Raw genomic sequence first — 14,571 nt, 5'->3', positions numbered from 1 at the left:
GTATAAAATGTTGATGTAATAGACAAAATGGTTGCTGATAATCTTGTTAGCCCTTATATTGATTAGGTTTGTAGTAAATCAAAGGCTTTGAATAAAAAAAATGTGTTTATTGTAAGAGTTCCCTAACCAAAAAATATGGGATTAGAAATGAAAAACAACGCTACAAATGTTTATCCTGCGGCACGTTTTTTACAGGAGGAAAACAAGTCATTCCTGCTATCATTTGGGAAGACTATACTAAAGGAAAACAGACTTACCAGCAACTTGCTAGAAAGCACGGATGTTCTAAGAGAACTATCCAGCGAAAAATGGATTTATACAAGGTTACAATTCCAGAGCGCATTCCGAGGAAAATTGTAGTTTTAATGGATACAACCTATTGGGGTAGAAGCTTTGGTTTGATGTTATTTAAGGACGCCTACACCAAAGAAAATCTACTTTGGTATTATGTCCGTTCAGAAACTAATACACTTTACTTAGAAGGTGTTAATCACCTCATATCAAGAGGCTATATTATAGTTGCAATTGTCTGTGATGGAAGAAAGGGACTTCTAGGATTGTTTAAGAATTTACCTGTACAGCTTTGTCAGTTTCATCAGGTTGCAACCATAAGACCATACATAACTAAAAACCCTAAGATGCCTGCTTCAATTGAGCTTAAAGCACTTGTAAGCTTGTTAAAACAGAACGATAAAGAATCTTTTGCTGGAGGCTTAGGATTATGGTTTACAAAATGGGAATGCTTCCTAAATGAGCGCACTACAAACCTCGAAACAGGAAAAAGTTACTATACTCATAAACGACTCAGAAGTGCTTATAGAAGTCTAAACACAAATATAAAATGGCTCTTTACTTGGTATGATAATTTCGATCAAAATATACCTAATACAACAAATATGATTGATGGTCATTTTTCAGATTTAAAAAACAAATTGAGGAATCATAATGGCTTGACTAAAAACAGGAAAATCAAATTTATAAATGAATTTTTAAAAGGATAATACACTTTAAAACGACATAAAAAAGAAGCAGTAAAAGGCTTCATAACTTGTTGTTTTTGTCTAGCTTAAAATAGGTGTCAGACGTGTTCGTTTTGCTAGATTCAAGTAATAAATTGACTTCAAGTAAATTGGCATCAATTTTATTTAAATTAAAGATCCCATCATCTGATGTATAAAAACCATTTTCATTAAATTTTATAGCAGCAAATGCAATAGGTTTTTTTGTTATAGTATCTACTATTATAATGTTCTGCGAGTAACATTGGTATGAATATAATGTTATAATAAGTAAAAATAGAATCTGTTTCATTTTTTAGTAATTAAAATTCTCTTCACCCCAAAAAAAGAGCGAAGAGAATTTTTAAATACATGTTATGCCAAAATTATTTTACTGGAATATAGGTGATTTCGACTGAAGAATATAATTTTTCAATATTTCCAGTTTTAGACATTTCTTGCTCGCATATTGTTGAACACCCACCTTCGTCAAGACAAGCTGCAATAAGTTTTCCACAAGACCATTTTCCATCACAATCTTTACTCCAATCATCACTTCCGCCACCTCCTCTATCGCAACTTACTTGGTAAGAATCAGAAATTTTATTATAGTAAGTCGATTTTTCGTCTATGGGAAAGAAACTTACCACTTTCTGATTCTGAATCGTTATTTCACCAGTTTTTAAATTCTTAACGACTTCAAAAGTTATGATTTGATCGTCTTTTAGCGTTGAAGCCTTTTTTACTAAATTAGATTTATAATCTACTAAAAGTTTATCTATTTTAGATGCATCACTATCTATCTGTGTTAATTCTTGTTCAGGGTTAACTTCTTCATTTTGACAACTAACAAATACTATAGATGAAAATGTTAGAGCTAGTAATAAAAGAAAACTGATTTTCTTTAATTTTTTACTCACTTCTCTACTATTTTTTAAGTGCTCGTGAATAACTTTAGTATATTTCATAATTTAAAAGTTTAAACCAGTTTCTGTTTTTTAACTGGTTGGTTAATAAAATTAAGAAGCTATTTTTTAGAAGGTTAGAAGCATTTTTTAGAAGCTGAAATGTAAGGTTTAAAAATAAACATGCGCATGTTATTAAGTTGCAACCTTTATTCTCCAGTAATTTGAGGCTTCTAAAACTCAAACTAATATTGAATACTTTATAAACCTAAAAAAAATCAATACTACACAAATTATTTTGGCTGCATTTGTGCATTTCATCGAAAAGATGGGTTTTTGGTATTTTTACGTTACGGTAAAAAACGTAAAACACTGTTTTAGTGCTGTTTAATTATTACAAAAAAACTTTAAACTACAACTTATAAGCTACTTTAAACATAATAATTCTAGGTAAAATAAAGGTTTGGCTGTAGCTTATTAAAAAGTCGCTAAAGCTATTGTCTTGTTTGAACTTAGTGTTACTTTTTTAAAATCTGTATTCCAATTTTAAAAGAACAAATCTGGGCAGTAATCTATATTCAGTAGTTGAACTTCCAATATCACTAATTGAAAAACTACTAAATCTTTCGGTATTAAATAGGTTTTTACCTGTAAGTCCTAAAGTCAATTTGTTATCAATGAGTTTATAACTTGCATCAAAATCCAAAAAATAATACGTGTTATCGTTTTGTAAATTTCCAAAGTAGTAAATTTCAGATTGTAATTGAAAATCTAGCTTTTTATTAAAAATAAATGACAAATCCAAAAAACTCACATTATCTGTAAACGAATTATTTATTGTAGTCTCTATTTCTGTCCTTGTCCATTTAGTGCCAACATGGTAGTTGAAAATACCTTTAAAACCAGAACGTAATTCTAAACCATAGTTATAGTTGTTTGAGGTTACTAGTCTTAAATTGGAATTATTTACAATATTTTTAAATTCACTTTTTATATAGCCTAAATCAAATTTTAAATTTGATGAAATAAATTTGAAATAATAATCTAATTTTGAATTAAAACTTATAAACTCTCGGTCTTTAATCAGAGTTTTTTCTGCTTGAGTAAAGTTTTGTTCTACAGCAGTGTTTGATGTAAAGAAGTCGTGGTTTTTGCTATAAATAATAAATGTATTTGTGAAAAAACGATCGCTCCAGTTACCAAGTTGGTAATTTAAAACAGCACTTGAAGCATTTAGTTGGTTAAAATTTGCTGTTCCCTTATTGAAAGAACGAAAATCAGTTAACACAAAATTGCTAAATACATCTAAAACTTTTGCATTTGTGCTATTGTAAGAGTAAGAAGAAATAATTTTATTTTTGTCATTTATTTTCCAATCAAAACCTAAACTAGGATTGATGAAAAACGGATTTTGATTGCTCTTTACATTATTATTTTCTAATTGGTTAAAAAGTTTATGCGCATTTAATTTACCCACTATACCAAAATCTTTAATTTTTAATCTGTATTTGCTTTTAAAATATAAATCATTAACTTGATAATTAGTTTTGTTTTGATATTCGTTTGGTTGTTCTAAAACTATATTGTTTTCAAAAAGTAAAAATGTTGTTTCTAACCTATCTTTTCTATATTCGTTACCTAATTGTAATTCAATTAAGTTGCCATTATCTTTTCGGTCTAATAAATGTGCATTTACACCAGTAAATTGCATTTGATTAGTGTTTTGCTGCTCTACATTAGTAACATTGTTAGTTGTAGGAAATAAATTTTGATAAAAAAATTGATTTATAGCATAATACTGTGGTGTTTTTTCATCAATAAAACGTCCTGTTAGCAAAAATACTTTTTTGTCTTTAAATTTGTTTGTATAGCTAATTTTTTGGTCGAAAAGTGTGTTTTGATATTGTAAATTTTCAATAGTAGAATTGCCATTAAACATTAAATTAGATGTGTCTTTAAAATCGCCATTGTTATACTTGGTTGTGGCTTCTAACATTTTAGTTTTTGAGATATTGTATGTAAAGTCTAATTTCCCAAAAGCTACTCTCTTTTTGTTTTCTAATTGATAATCTAGTGTATTAGTAAAGTTTGTATTGCTCACATTAACAAAATCTCTTGAGTTTCTAAAAAAGTCCGTTTCATCCAAATTTAAAAATCCTAGTGTTTTTATTTTTAACTTTTTAGTTGGATTAAAAATAGCATTTAGCGAAACTAATTTGGCATTGTTAAAATTAGTTCTGCTTTCTTTAAAATTAATATTGTTTGGTGCTAAATTCAATAAAGAGTTTACTTTTTGATTATCTCCAATACTTGCAGGTTCATTATAACGAAAAGGACGAATTAAGTTTTCAATATCACCTGTAGCATCGTAACCAATTGAGTTGAAATTGGTGAAAAAGAAATATTTATTTTTCTTACCAAAGTTCATCAAATTGCCTTTTAGTTGGTAAAAACTATCATTAGCAATATTTGTTTCAATATTGCCAAACCAAATATTTTTCGCGTTTTCGTTTAATTTTAAATTTAGAGCAACTTTATTACTTTCTTCAATACCTTTTAATAATCTATTGTTAGAAAAGTTTTTTAAAACCTCAACTTCTTCAATGGGATAGGCTGGCATATTTTTAGATAAAATTTTGTAACCTTTTTCAAAAAGGTCATCTCCATCAATCATTAGTTTTTCAATCTCTTGGTTACCTATTTTTATTATACCCTCAGAATCAATATTAATCCCAGGAATTCTTTTCAAGAGGTCTTCTACCGTTTTTTCTGTGCCATTTACAAAATATTTTGTCTTGAAATTTATGGTGTCTTTTTTAATAGAAATTGACTTTTCTGCTTGGATAATAACTTCATCCAAATGCATTGGTTGGCTATCTAAAACAACATTAATTTTAAGAGGTGCCTTTTTTAAGTGTTAAGACTATAGGAATGATTTTAGGTTTATAGCCCAAGGCAATAAATACTAAATTAAATTTACCTGTTTTATTTGTTTTTAGTTCGAAATCACCTCTGTTATTAGAATAGGTATAAGTAATAATTGATTTAGACAAACTATCTTTAAGTATTACACTTGTAGAATATAAATTATTAGTACTGTCTTTTACCGTGCCTAAAATTGTAGTTTGAGAAAAACAACTCTTTTGAAATAAAAAGAAAGCAACTATTGTTAAACCTATGTTTATTATTCTTTCGTTTCCTTTTCCCATTCAAATTCTATTTCCATACCATTTCTTTTAATTTTATTTTTTTTTATAACAGTTCCTCTTGGTAGCCTAGATTCGTTGATAATTGACAACCTACTATTGTATCTATAGTCAACATATTTTTTTATGTCAATTTTTTCAAGATTATTATAGAGTGAGTCAATTATTAAAGACTTCTCTTCTTGTTTTGATATTGAAGTAACAATCCAATGGTATCTCATTGATTCATCATATATTTCAAAGATAAGACCTGGTAAGCCACTAAACTTCCATGGGCCAAATTTAATTGGGTATAATTCATTATACCAAGCGACATAGTTTCTTCCTCTAAAATTGACCAATGCTTTTTTTACTTTTATTCCATCTATTATTTTTTCTTCATTTTTTAACGTCCAGTTTAATAATGGTTTCTTTTCTTCGATAACAAAAACTTTATTAGAAGCTTTCTCTTTTGAGTATAAAGTGTCTTTTAGTAAATCTAAATAATTAAATTTTACAACACCACTAGAAATAAGTTTGAAAGTAAGATCATCCTCATCACTTTGTTCTTGAGAATTAGTCGTTTTTTTTCCATAAATAAAAATAGATTTAGAATTAGAATTATCAACATACAAGGTTCCTTTTTTTGTGTTTGGTAATTCGGTATTATAATTTATATCATATTTAATTTTTAAATTATAATTAAGGGTTTCTTGAGCGCTTAGCTCAACTATTGAAATACTAATTGATAGAAGTAATACTATTAATTTCATATGTATGAATTTATTAAATTAATACTGCTCAACCTTTTATAAGATTAAGTTAAGCAGTATAATTGGATTATAAATTGCCGTTTAACCAATTTAAAAGCGCATAAGCTTCTTGGTTACACGTAAAACCACTCTGTGAGGTCCAAGTATAAGTAACTGTACCAGTCTGTTCACCTTCTGAATTATAAACATTAAATGTGGCTTTGCAAGTGCCTTGTTCAAATTTGGTATTAACAACCTTAACTTAATCATTAAGCGTCATACAATTGTTGTCTTTTAGTTCTAAAGAGTTTGCAAAAGAAAAAGTTCCGATAAGCATAAATGCTAAAGCAAAAAATAATTTTTTCATAATTTAAAAGTTTAAACCAGTTTATATTTTAAACTGGTTGGTTAATAAAATTAAGAAGCAAAAAATTAAGAAGCTAAGAAGCGTTTTTAAGAAGCTGTACTATTAAAAATAAACTTGCGCAAGCTATTTAAGTTGCAACCATATTCTCTACTAATTTGAGGCTTCTTAATTCTCAAACTAATATTGAATACTTTGTAAACATAAAATAAAAAAAATAATACTGCACAAATTATTTTTTCAATATTTGTGCATATTATCGATAATATGGGTTTTTGGTGTTGTTGAGTTACGGTAAAAACCGTAATGGTGGCGAAGTGGTAGTTTTCTACAAGATGATTTTAACTACTTTCTGTAACTCTGGAACAACCAATTCTTCGAACCAAGGATTCTTACTTCTCCAAAACCTATTGGTTGGTGAAGGATGAGGCATTGGGAAATATTTTGGTAAATAGGGTTTATACTTACCAACGGTTTCGGTAAGATTTTTTTTAAAGTTTTCTTTTAAATAGTACTTTTGAGCATAAGCGCCAATTAATAGTACTAATTCTACTTTAGGCATTTTATTAAGTAACGCTTCATGCCATTCTGGAGCACATTCTTTTCTTGGGGGTAAATCTCCCGTTTTTCCTTTGCCTGGATAGCAAAAGCCCATTGGTACAATGGCAAAATTTTTAGTGTTATAAAAATTTTCATCGCTTACATTTAGCCATTGCCTTAATTTTTTACCACTTTGGTCGTCCCAAGGAATTCCAGATGCGTGTACTTTAGTTCCCGGTGCTTGCCCAATAATTACAATTTTAGATTCTGGATGCGCAGTAACCGCAAGTCTTGGACCTAGAGGTAAATGGGCTTTACAAATCACACACTGGCTAATATTGTGGAGTAAGGGTTCCATTTAATTACTTAACCTCGTAATATTTTGTGTAGTTATCGCTTTAATTTTATTTTGAGATTTCAAAATAGCATCCGCTATTGTAGAATGCTCTTCAACCATATCTTTTGTGGTTTCAAGAGCTTTATTATACCAGTCTTTCCAAGCCTCTAGTATTTCTATTTGTGTTTTTAGATCTTCACCATTTGCTAAGGCTATTTTTCCTTGTTTTAATTCTTCGTTTAATCTTTCTATTGCAGCAGATTCTATTTGCATTAGTGTTCCTTTAGCTAAATTTTCGTCAGCGTTTAAAAGCGTGTAAGCAGAAACTAAAGCGGCTGTTCCAACATTTCTAAGTGTTGTTTTAGATACTTTATCTAGTCTATCATTATCTGTATGGTAAAACTGGTCTGTAAAATGCCAAAACAAAACACTTGGAATATTACCTCTTAAAAATGGTACATGATCGCTTCCGCCTTCATAAGGATTTGTTTTTACAATCCAATTCGCTCTTTTGCCTTGTTCTTGAAAAATAGTGATTAAAAAATCGTTTAAGTAATGAGGTTTCATCTGGTTTAAGCTCATTTTTCTTCCTCCCCATTCTGTATGTTTATCATTTCCTCTAGTCCAAATAGCACTTGGATCAGGCATTTTTTCAATTAAAAAAGTACCTCCAGTTATATCTGTGTTTTCGCCAACCATATCTAAGCTAATTCCCCATTTAATGTCTTTAGCTCTTATTTTATCTTCTTCAACATAGCGTTTGGTAGATACAATCTCGTCTCCCCAAAGAAAGGTTAATGTTCGATTGTTAGACCATTGGCCTTCTTTAATAAGTTTAGCCGTTACAGTTGCCATTTCTAGAGCTACACCAACTCCTGTTGCATTATCGTTTGCTCCAGGTTCTTGAACGTGTGCACTAAAGACTAAACGTTCTTTAGGCTTTTTTAAGCCTTTAATTTCTGCAACTATAGTAAGTTCTTCTGAAGGATAAATTTTAGTTTCAATAGCAACGTTTAGATTTACTTTGCCTTTTTTAAGAGCTAATTTTAATCTTTCTTTTGCTTCGTATGACAATGCAATTGCCCATGGCTTTAATTCCGTGTTTAATGGCATTGAACGAAACTGAATGGAAGTCGTGTTTTTCTCAGGTTGTAAGTATTTAGGATTATCATAAGTCATCATCCCAATAGCTTCTCCTTTTACAAGTGCAGAATTATATACTCTAAAAGGATTGGCCTCTGCAAACACTATTTTTCCTTTTACGTCTATATCTTTTAATTTCGTAATATCTTTTACAAACACAACTTCTGCATTTACACCTTCTTTTGGTGTGCTATAAGAGTTTAGCATTACCATATTTCTATTGGTCTCTTGATGTAATAACGGCTTGTCTTCTCCTTCAATTTTTACAATAGCAGAAACCGGTTCCCAAGTGGGATTTTTTAGTTCTCTTTTTTCTATTCTATACGTGAAAATAGTTTCTGGAGTCGCATTATTTTCATTAATATAACCCGCATTTTTAAGCTGCTTTTCTATTTCGTAAATACTAGCATCGAAACCCTTATTACCAACTACTCGCCAATACTTCTCGACGAAGGCGGTCGTCTGGTAAGCTAAATCACCTGTAAACTCATTGCTCACAAGATTAAAATAATCTGTGTTTTCTGTTGATGACGACTGCGTTTGTGCGCTTATTTTAGTAGTATTACAAGCTATAAATAAGATTGAAACTACTAAAATAAAAATCTGTTTTTTAACCATGTTCTAAATTGAATTTTATGTTTATTTTTTTCCGCCAACAACAATAACAATCTCACCTTTTGGTGGCTTATTAGTGTAATGCCCTAGAACTTCTTTAGCTGTTCCTCTTATGGTTTCTTCGAACATTTTAGTAAGCTCTCGAGATACAGAAACGGGTCTATTCTCTCCAAAATATTCGCAAAAATGACCCAATGTTTTTAGAAGTTTATGTGGACTCTCGTAAAAAATAATAGTCCTAGTTTCTTCAGCAAGTAGTTTTAATCGCGTTTGCCTTCCTTTTTTAACTGGCAAAAAACCTTCGAATACAAATTTATCGTTTGGCAAGCCAGAGTTTACCAAAGCCGGAACAAAAGCTGTTGCGCCTGGTAAACAATCGACTTCAATATTGTTTTCTACACAAGCTCGTGTTAATAAAAAACCTGGATCGCTAATGGCAGGTGTTCCTGCATCGCTAATAAGCGCAATAGTTTCACCACTTTTTAAACGTTCAACCAAACGTTCGACCGTTTTATGTTCGTTATGCATATGGTGACTTTGCATTGGTGTTTTTATCTCGTAGTGCTTCAAAAGTTTTCCTGAAGTTCTTGTATCTTCAGCTAAAATAGAATCCGCAGACTTTAAAACCGAAATGGCTCTAAAAGTCATATCTTCGAGATTTCCTATTGGAGTTGGTACGATGTAGAGTTTACTCATTTAGTATTGCTTATATTTTCAAATTTACAATCTTTTTAATAGTTATTAACGCAACCTTTTTATAATTTAGGTATCTATTAACTAAACCAACCAATGCAAAAAATCACTATTTGCTTCTTCCTTTTCTGTTTTTCATTTTTAAATGTAAAAGCACAAACAACAGATTTATCGATTGTTGTTGAAGCTCAAAATAGTTCTGGAACTTCTGTTTCTCAGGTTAATATCTTTGAAAATTTTCAGTATTAAATTCTGGAAATGAAGTTAATAATGCTACCTTTTCTCAGACTTTAAATACGAATATTAACTATTTCACATCTATAAGTCAAAATCCTAATGGAGGATCTAGTGCTGTTTCTAATTTTTCTTTTACAGGTAATGAATTAACAGGAACGATTGCGCATATGCCAAATAATTCTAGCGTTGAAGTATTGGTTACAGTAGGTGCACCAATTAGTCCTGGAGGTATTGCAACAAGTGTTACAATTCTTTCCCCTAATGGAACTACCGATTCTAACACGGCAAACAATCAATCTATAATATCTATAGATGTAACCGATTTACCAATAGATTTCTCTGTAGTCTATTCTCAAGTTGCACCTCTAGAAGGTACAGGAATAAATAATTGGGACGACACAGTTACCTACCAATTTACAATAACAAATAATAGCAGTATTCCCTTTCCCTTAGATGGTTTTTCTGGAAGAATACTATTGGCAAATGCCAGTAATCTTGGAGTACCACTGGTACAATTTCAATCTATAATATGCTCAAACGGAACAAATGGTACATTGTGTCCCGATGTTTCTGGTGTACCTCAAATGACTAGTAATGCAGGAGCAAGTCCATTTTTTAGCTATAATAACCCAATTCTATTTAATGCTAATAGCACTTTAAGTTTTGAAATTGTGTATCAATATTTAGAACCTACTTGTAGTATTGAATTAGGCCCATTAGCCGCAGATAGTTTTATTAGAATTGAATTAGATCATGCCAATGAGTCTTCTAACGATTCTAATGTGGTTTTTACTCAACTGGTTGATGCTCCTCTGTGTTTTACAACAGATTTGTGTATAGAAACCACTCAAATTAATCCTTTACCGTCGCAAATGGTAAATTGGGATCAAGAAGTAACTTTTGAAACTATTGTATGTAATAATGGACCATTAGATGCCTTTGGACGTTTTTTTCTTCAAAATTTATCTATAAATATAGAGTGGGATATTGTATCCATTACTTGCGATACAACTACTGGAAATATAACCTGTAACGATTTTACTTTAACAGATCAAGATACTTTTTGGTTAAGTAACAACTTTAATATTCCTGCAAATGTTACTATAACTATAACAACAATTGCAAAGTTTATAGATCCTGATGATTGTTCTCCAGGAACTCCTAATAATTCAACTGGACATGTAAGAAGTGGAATTAATTTACTGGAACCAAATATTTTAGATAGTAACATGGCTAATAATGCAGAAAGCGACTTTGTAATCTTACCAGCGTTACCTACTTGCGAACCAGAAGACCTTGTCGATTTACAGATTACTAAAACACAAATAGATCCTATTTTACCGCTTGGTAGCGATGACCTAAATACTATTAGTTGGGGAAATATAACTTATGAAATTACAGCTACCAACCCAAATCAAAACTTAGATGCTTTAATAGAAATACAGGATTATATGCCCAATGGAGCAAATGTACTAACCTCAGCTACTTTGATTTCTGTACATTGTATTTCAACAACAGGAACAGCAATTTGCCCAACTATTAATACAACTAATATTGGTGTTATTTTAGATGGTGTTCCAGATGCTGGAATAGAAGATATATTTTGGAGTATTACACCAGAAGATAGCTACACCTTACCTGCTCAAAGTTCTATTACTTTTCAAGTAGTTGTAAATTGGCAACCAGAATGTTCTAGTGATGCAATAGAAGCAACTAATGCTGTGAAGATAATTAGTAGTGATGGGTTAGCCGATAATGCACAAGGTAACAATCAAGCTAGTGTAATAACCTTTTTTGCACCTTGTGTAGATTTGGTTGTGCAAACTTATCCAGAATTCACTCAGGTTATTGTGAATCAAAGTTTTAATTGGATTATCGATATCACAAATAGCAATACGAGTTCTAATGCTATTAATATAGACTTTCAAGATATAATAGGAAACCAGTTTACTTTAAACGGTGTGCCAACGTGTACCGTTGTAAATGGCAATGCTAGTTGTACTTCTTTTACCATAAACGGAAATACTATTATTGGAGTCATACCAAATATGGACGCGGCTTCTACACTACAAATTGTAATTCCTGTTACTGCTCCAAGTTATGGTGGCGCTTTTACAAATAATGCTCAGGCAATTCCAAACGAAAGTGATAACCAAGAATTAAGTATCGAAACTAATATTTCTATTAGCAACGTTCAGGTTATAGCTCCAAACGTTTTGAAATCGTTTACACCAAATCAAATTATTGCTGGTCAAGAAAGTGTTTTAGAGTTTACAGTTACTAATTTAGCAGGAAACCCTGCTCAAAACAATATCGATTTTACCGATAACCTTCCAACTGGATTATCTGTTTCTGGACCAATAAGCTGGACACAAAGCAATGGTTGTACTGCAACTTTTACAGGAAATAATGGAGACACTAGTGTTATCGTAAATAATTTAATGTTTCCTATTAATGTAAGTACTTGCACGTTTGCTGTTCCTGTAACGGCAACAAGTATTGGTGATTATTTAAATAATGATAGTAATTTCTCAGACCAAAACAATATCGATACTTCACTTGCTAATGCAACTTTAGAGGTCATTGTAGACAACACTAATGTTGATATTGAAGTTTTAAAGTCTGTTTCACCTACTCAAGCATTTGTTGGAGAAAACGTGGCTTTTACAATTACAGTTTCTAACTTAGGAACAGACGAAGCAACAAATATTACAATTTTAGAAACCCTTCCTACGGGTTATCAATTTATATCTGCTTCTACTAGTTTAGGAAATTATGACGATACTTTATCCTTATGGAGTTTAAATAGTTTACTACCAAATCAAACCGAAACATTAAGTATTACAGCTCAGGTTATCTCATCAAATAATTTAATAAATAGTGTTAGTTTAAATGGCGTTACACAAACAGATAGAGACGTTACAAACAATCAAGATACAGCAGAAGTCACTATTTTAATACCTGATGTTGATATTGAAGTTTTAAAATCTGTTTCGCCAATAGAAACAAGTCTTGGAGAATCTGTTACATTTAGTATTACGGTAACCAATCTTGGAACTACAAACGGTAGCAATATTTTTATATACGAAAGTCTTCCTTCTGGCTACATTTACAGTAGTGCTAATACAACTTATGGCATATATAACGACTCAACCTTTCTTTGGAATTTACCCAATTTATCTCCAAATCAATCTGAAACACTTACCATAACAGCTCAAGTGATTTCATCTAACAACTTATTGAACACTGCAAGTTTAGATAGTGTTGAAGAAATAGATCAGGATGATACGAACAATGAAGATTCAGCTGAAGTTTCTGTAAACGATTGTTTAAAAATTACTCAAGGTATCTCCCCTAATAACGATGGAGATAACGATACATTCACAATAAATTGTGTTGAAGATTATCCAGTAAATAGTGTTAATATTTTTAATAGATATGGAACGTTGGTTTTCGAAGCTAATAACTATAAAAACAACTGGAATGGTATCCCAAACAAAGGTACTCCAAAGTCTAATGCTTTATTACCGGTTGGAACGTACTATTATGTAATAACAATTGAGTCTATCGAAAAACCTTTTGCAGGTTGGATATACCTTAACTATTAGTTGATATTATTGGCCTCTCAACTTTTCCTAAAAAGTAAGATATTAAAATTAACGGAATTGCAACAAAAGAGAGTCCTATATCATGATCTGCATTATAATGCGCAGCACTTGCTAAAATAGCATTGAAAAAAAAACCTGCATATGCCCATTCTGTAAGCCAGCTATTTTTACGCCATAAAATCATAATAACACCAACAATTTTTAGTGTTGCTAAAGGATAAATAATATAAGTAGGATGGTTAAGTGCTTCAAAAAAGCCTTTAACCATATCATACTTAGCAAAATACATACTTGCCGAAAACAAGAATACACTACAAACTCCTAAAGTTGCAGTCCAATAGATTATTTTTTGAATTTTCATTAGTTCTACTAATTAAATCTAGACTCAATAAGCTCCATAAAACGCTCAGCATACTCATCTTTATCCACCCAAGAATTGTAATCTGGTTTTACAGTAGTTTTAATAAAAGTATTGGCTTCATCAAAATTAGACATTGTATTTAACTGTGAAACTACACGATCGTAATCTTCATTTTTACCATCAAATAGATGCTTAATAAAAGCCAGTTTGTCGTTTAAACCAATAGTTAGCCCGCCAGATTTTAACTTATCGTTTAACGATTTTTTTTCAGCAGATTTAACATCACTTAATTTATCAAAAATTGGAGTTTCTTTAAAATCGGCAGTAATATCTTCAAAATCATTTTTATGATATTTAGACTGAATAGCATCAAAAACAGCATCTACCTGCTGCGTTTCTTCAGGCATTTGGGCCACCATATCTTTAATTTTTTCCATTACTGGTTCCATTATTTCATCATCATCACGCTCATCTACATCAATATACGTTTTGTTTCCTACCTCAATATTATCACTTACCGTGTTATTAAAAGCGGTATCTAACATCCCAAAAAACGATGAGTTATTACCAATGGTTGGCAAATCGTTTTCAAAATTCTCTTGCGCGAATTTTAAAACGGTAAGTTTTTCGTACAATGCAGCCACTTCAGAATGCATTTTATTTACATCCTCTTTCCCTTTTAGTTTAAGAATCTTGTGAGCAATGCTCATCAATTCGGATTCTAACTTCTTCATCATAAATTAAAGTTTTTATAATTATTCAAATTTATACAAATTAGGCTTTTGATTTTTAATAAATTTGAGCCACCTTTATAGCAACGAGAAATTTATCTC

The 14,571-nt window shown here is 30.8% G+C and carries 12 protein-coding genes and 1 pseudogene; 3 read left to right on the top strand and 10 right to left on the bottom strand.

Annotated elements, in window-relative coordinates; genetic code table 11:
• Window positions 1-110 precede the first annotated feature (110 nt).
• Window positions 111-1,001: pseudogene (locus RH82_RS10495) on the top strand (IS256 family transposase, variant Zn-binding type); the annotation flags it as partial.
• Between the two features lie 40 nt (window positions 1,002-1,041).
• On the opposite strand, the gene RH82_RS10490 reads toward RH82_RS10495, so the two are convergent.
• From RH82_RS10490 to rsmI, 8 genes are all read right to left on the bottom strand, one after another.
• The gene (locus RH82_RS10490; RefSeq protein WP_034060547.1) at window positions 1,042-1,311 is read right to left on the bottom strand and encodes a hypothetical protein; all 270 of its coding nucleotides are present in this window, start codon (window positions 1,309-1,311) and stop codon (window positions 1,042-1,044) included.
• A gap of 73 nt (window positions 1,312-1,384) precedes the next feature.
• The gene (locus RH82_RS10485) at window positions 1,385-1,966 is read right to left on the bottom strand and encodes a hypothetical protein (RefSeq protein WP_034060545.1); all 582 of its coding nucleotides are present in this window, start codon (window positions 1,964-1,966) and stop codon (window positions 1,385-1,387) included.
• A 463-nt stretch (window positions 1,967-2,429) separates the two neighbouring features.
• On the bottom strand, window positions 2,430-4,769 hold the full coding sequence (locus RH82_RS10480) for a TonB-dependent receptor (RefSeq protein WP_241148038.1): 2,340 nt from the start codon (window positions 4,767-4,769) through the stop codon (window positions 2,430-2,432).
• 28 nt (window positions 4,770-4,797) lie between these two features.
• A complete protein-coding gene (locus RH82_RS18840) occupies window positions 4,798-5,112 on the bottom strand; it encodes a peptidase associated/transthyretin-like domain-containing protein (protein ID WP_034060543.1) in 315 nt (104 codons plus the stop codon).
• Complete coding sequence (locus RH82_RS10470; RefSeq protein WP_034060541.1) at window positions 5,088-5,861, bottom strand: GLPGLI family protein; 774 nt, start codon at window positions 5,859-5,861, stop codon at window positions 5,088-5,090. The genes RH82_RS18840 and RH82_RS10470 overlap by 25 nt, the downstream gene beginning before the upstream one ends.
• A 671-nt stretch (window positions 5,862-6,532) precedes the next feature.
• Complete coding sequence (locus tag RH82_RS10465; protein ID WP_034060539.1) at window positions 6,533-7,102, bottom strand: uracil-DNA glycosylase family protein; 570 nt, start codon at window positions 7,100-7,102, stop codon at window positions 6,533-6,535.
• Window positions 7,103-8,842 (bottom strand): M28 family peptidase, encoded by a 1,740-nt coding sequence (locus tag RH82_RS10460; RefSeq protein WP_034060537.1) that lies wholly within the window; start codon window positions 8,840-8,842, stop codon window positions 7,103-7,105.
• A gap of 21 nt (window positions 8,843-8,863) precedes the next feature.
• Window positions 8,864-9,535 (bottom strand): 16S rRNA (cytidine(1402)-2'-O)-methyltransferase, encoded by a 672-nt coding sequence (rsmI, locus tag RH82_RS10455; protein ID WP_034060535.1) that lies wholly within the window; start codon window positions 9,533-9,535, stop codon window positions 8,864-8,866.
• Window positions 9,536-9,628: 93 nt separating this feature from the next.
• On the opposite strand from rsmI, the gene RH82_RS18410 reads away from it, so the two are divergent.
• A complete protein-coding gene (locus RH82_RS18410; RefSeq protein ID WP_156112452.1) occupies window positions 9,629-9,781 on the top strand; it encodes a hypothetical protein in 153 nt (50 codons plus the stop codon).
• A 155-nt stretch (window positions 9,782-9,936) separates the two neighbouring features.
• On the top strand, window positions 9,937-13,377 hold the full coding sequence (locus RH82_RS10450) for a T9SS C-terminal target domain-containing protein (RefSeq protein ID WP_034060534.1): 3,441 nt from the start codon (window positions 9,937-9,939) through the stop codon (window positions 13,375-13,377).
• On the opposite strand, the gene RH82_RS10445 is transcribed toward RH82_RS10450, so the two are convergent.
• Both RH82_RS10445 and RH82_RS10440 read right to left on the bottom strand, forming a co-directional pair.
• On the bottom strand, window positions 13,367-13,738 hold the full coding sequence (locus tag RH82_RS10445) for a DoxX family protein (RefSeq protein ID WP_034060533.1): 372 nt from the start codon (window positions 13,736-13,738) through the stop codon (window positions 13,367-13,369). The two genes, RH82_RS10450 and RH82_RS10445, sit on opposite strands and share 11 nt — an antisense overlap.
• Before the next feature lie 8 nt (window positions 13,739-13,746).
• Window positions 13,747-14,475 carry a hypothetical protein gene (locus tag RH82_RS10440; RefSeq protein ID WP_034060532.1) on the bottom strand — a complete coding sequence of 243 codons (729 nt, stop codon included), beginning with the start codon at window positions 14,473-14,475 and terminating at the stop codon, window positions 13,747-13,749.
• Between the last annotated feature and the right edge of the window lie 96 nt (window positions 14,476-14,571).

The organism is Lacinutrix jangbogonensis, from assembly GCF_000797445.1.
In the GTDB taxonomy this organism is placed as follows: domain Bacteria; phylum Bacteroidota; class Bacteroidia; order Flavobacteriales; family Flavobacteriaceae; genus Lacinutrix; species Lacinutrix jangbogonensis.
This window is presented reverse-complemented; position numbering and strand designations above follow the sequence as displayed.

Coding starts and splice junctions, on each gene's coding strand:
- RH82_RS10445 (WP_034060533.1), bottom strand. CDS start 13,738: ATGAAAATTCAAAAAATAATCTATTGGACTGCAACTTTAGGAGTTTGT.
- rsmI (WP_034060535.1), bottom strand. CDS start 9,535: ATGAGTAAACTCTACATCGTACCAACTCCAATAGGAAATCTCGAAGAT.
- RH82_RS10440 (WP_034060532.1), bottom strand. CDS start 14,475: ATGATGAAGAAGTTAGAATCCGAATTGATGAGCATTGCTCACAAGATT.
- RH82_RS10470 (WP_034060541.1), bottom strand. CDS start 5,861: ATGAAATTAATAGTATTACTTCTATCAATTAGTATTTCAATAGTTGAG.
- RH82_RS18840 (WP_034060543.1), bottom strand. CDS start 5,112: ATGGGAAAAGGAAACGAAAGAATAATAAACATAGGTTTAACAATAGTT.
- RH82_RS10450 (WP_034060534.1), top strand. CDS start 9,937: ATGCCAAATAATTCTAGCGTTGAAGTATTGGTTACAGTAGGTGCACCA.
- RH82_RS10465 (WP_034060539.1), bottom strand. CDS start 7,102: ATGGAACCCTTACTCCACAATATTAGCCAGTGTGTGATTTGTAAAGCC.
- RH82_RS18410 (WP_156112452.1), top strand. CDS start 9,629: ATGCAAAAAATCACTATTTGCTTCTTCCTTTTCTGTTTTTCATTTTTA.
- RH82_RS10480 (WP_241148038.1), bottom strand. CDS start 4,769: ATGCATTTGGATGAAGTTATTATCCAAGCAGAAAAGTCAATTTCTATT.
- RH82_RS10460 (WP_034060537.1), bottom strand. CDS start 8,842: ATGGTTAAAAAACAGATTTTTATTTTAGTAGTTTCAATCTTATTTATA.
- RH82_RS10490 (WP_034060547.1), bottom strand. CDS start 1,311: ATGAAACAGATTCTATTTTTACTTATTATAACATTATATTCATACCAA.
- RH82_RS10485 (WP_034060545.1), bottom strand. CDS start 1,966: ATGAAATATACTAAAGTTATTCACGAGCACTTAAAAAATAGTAGAGAA.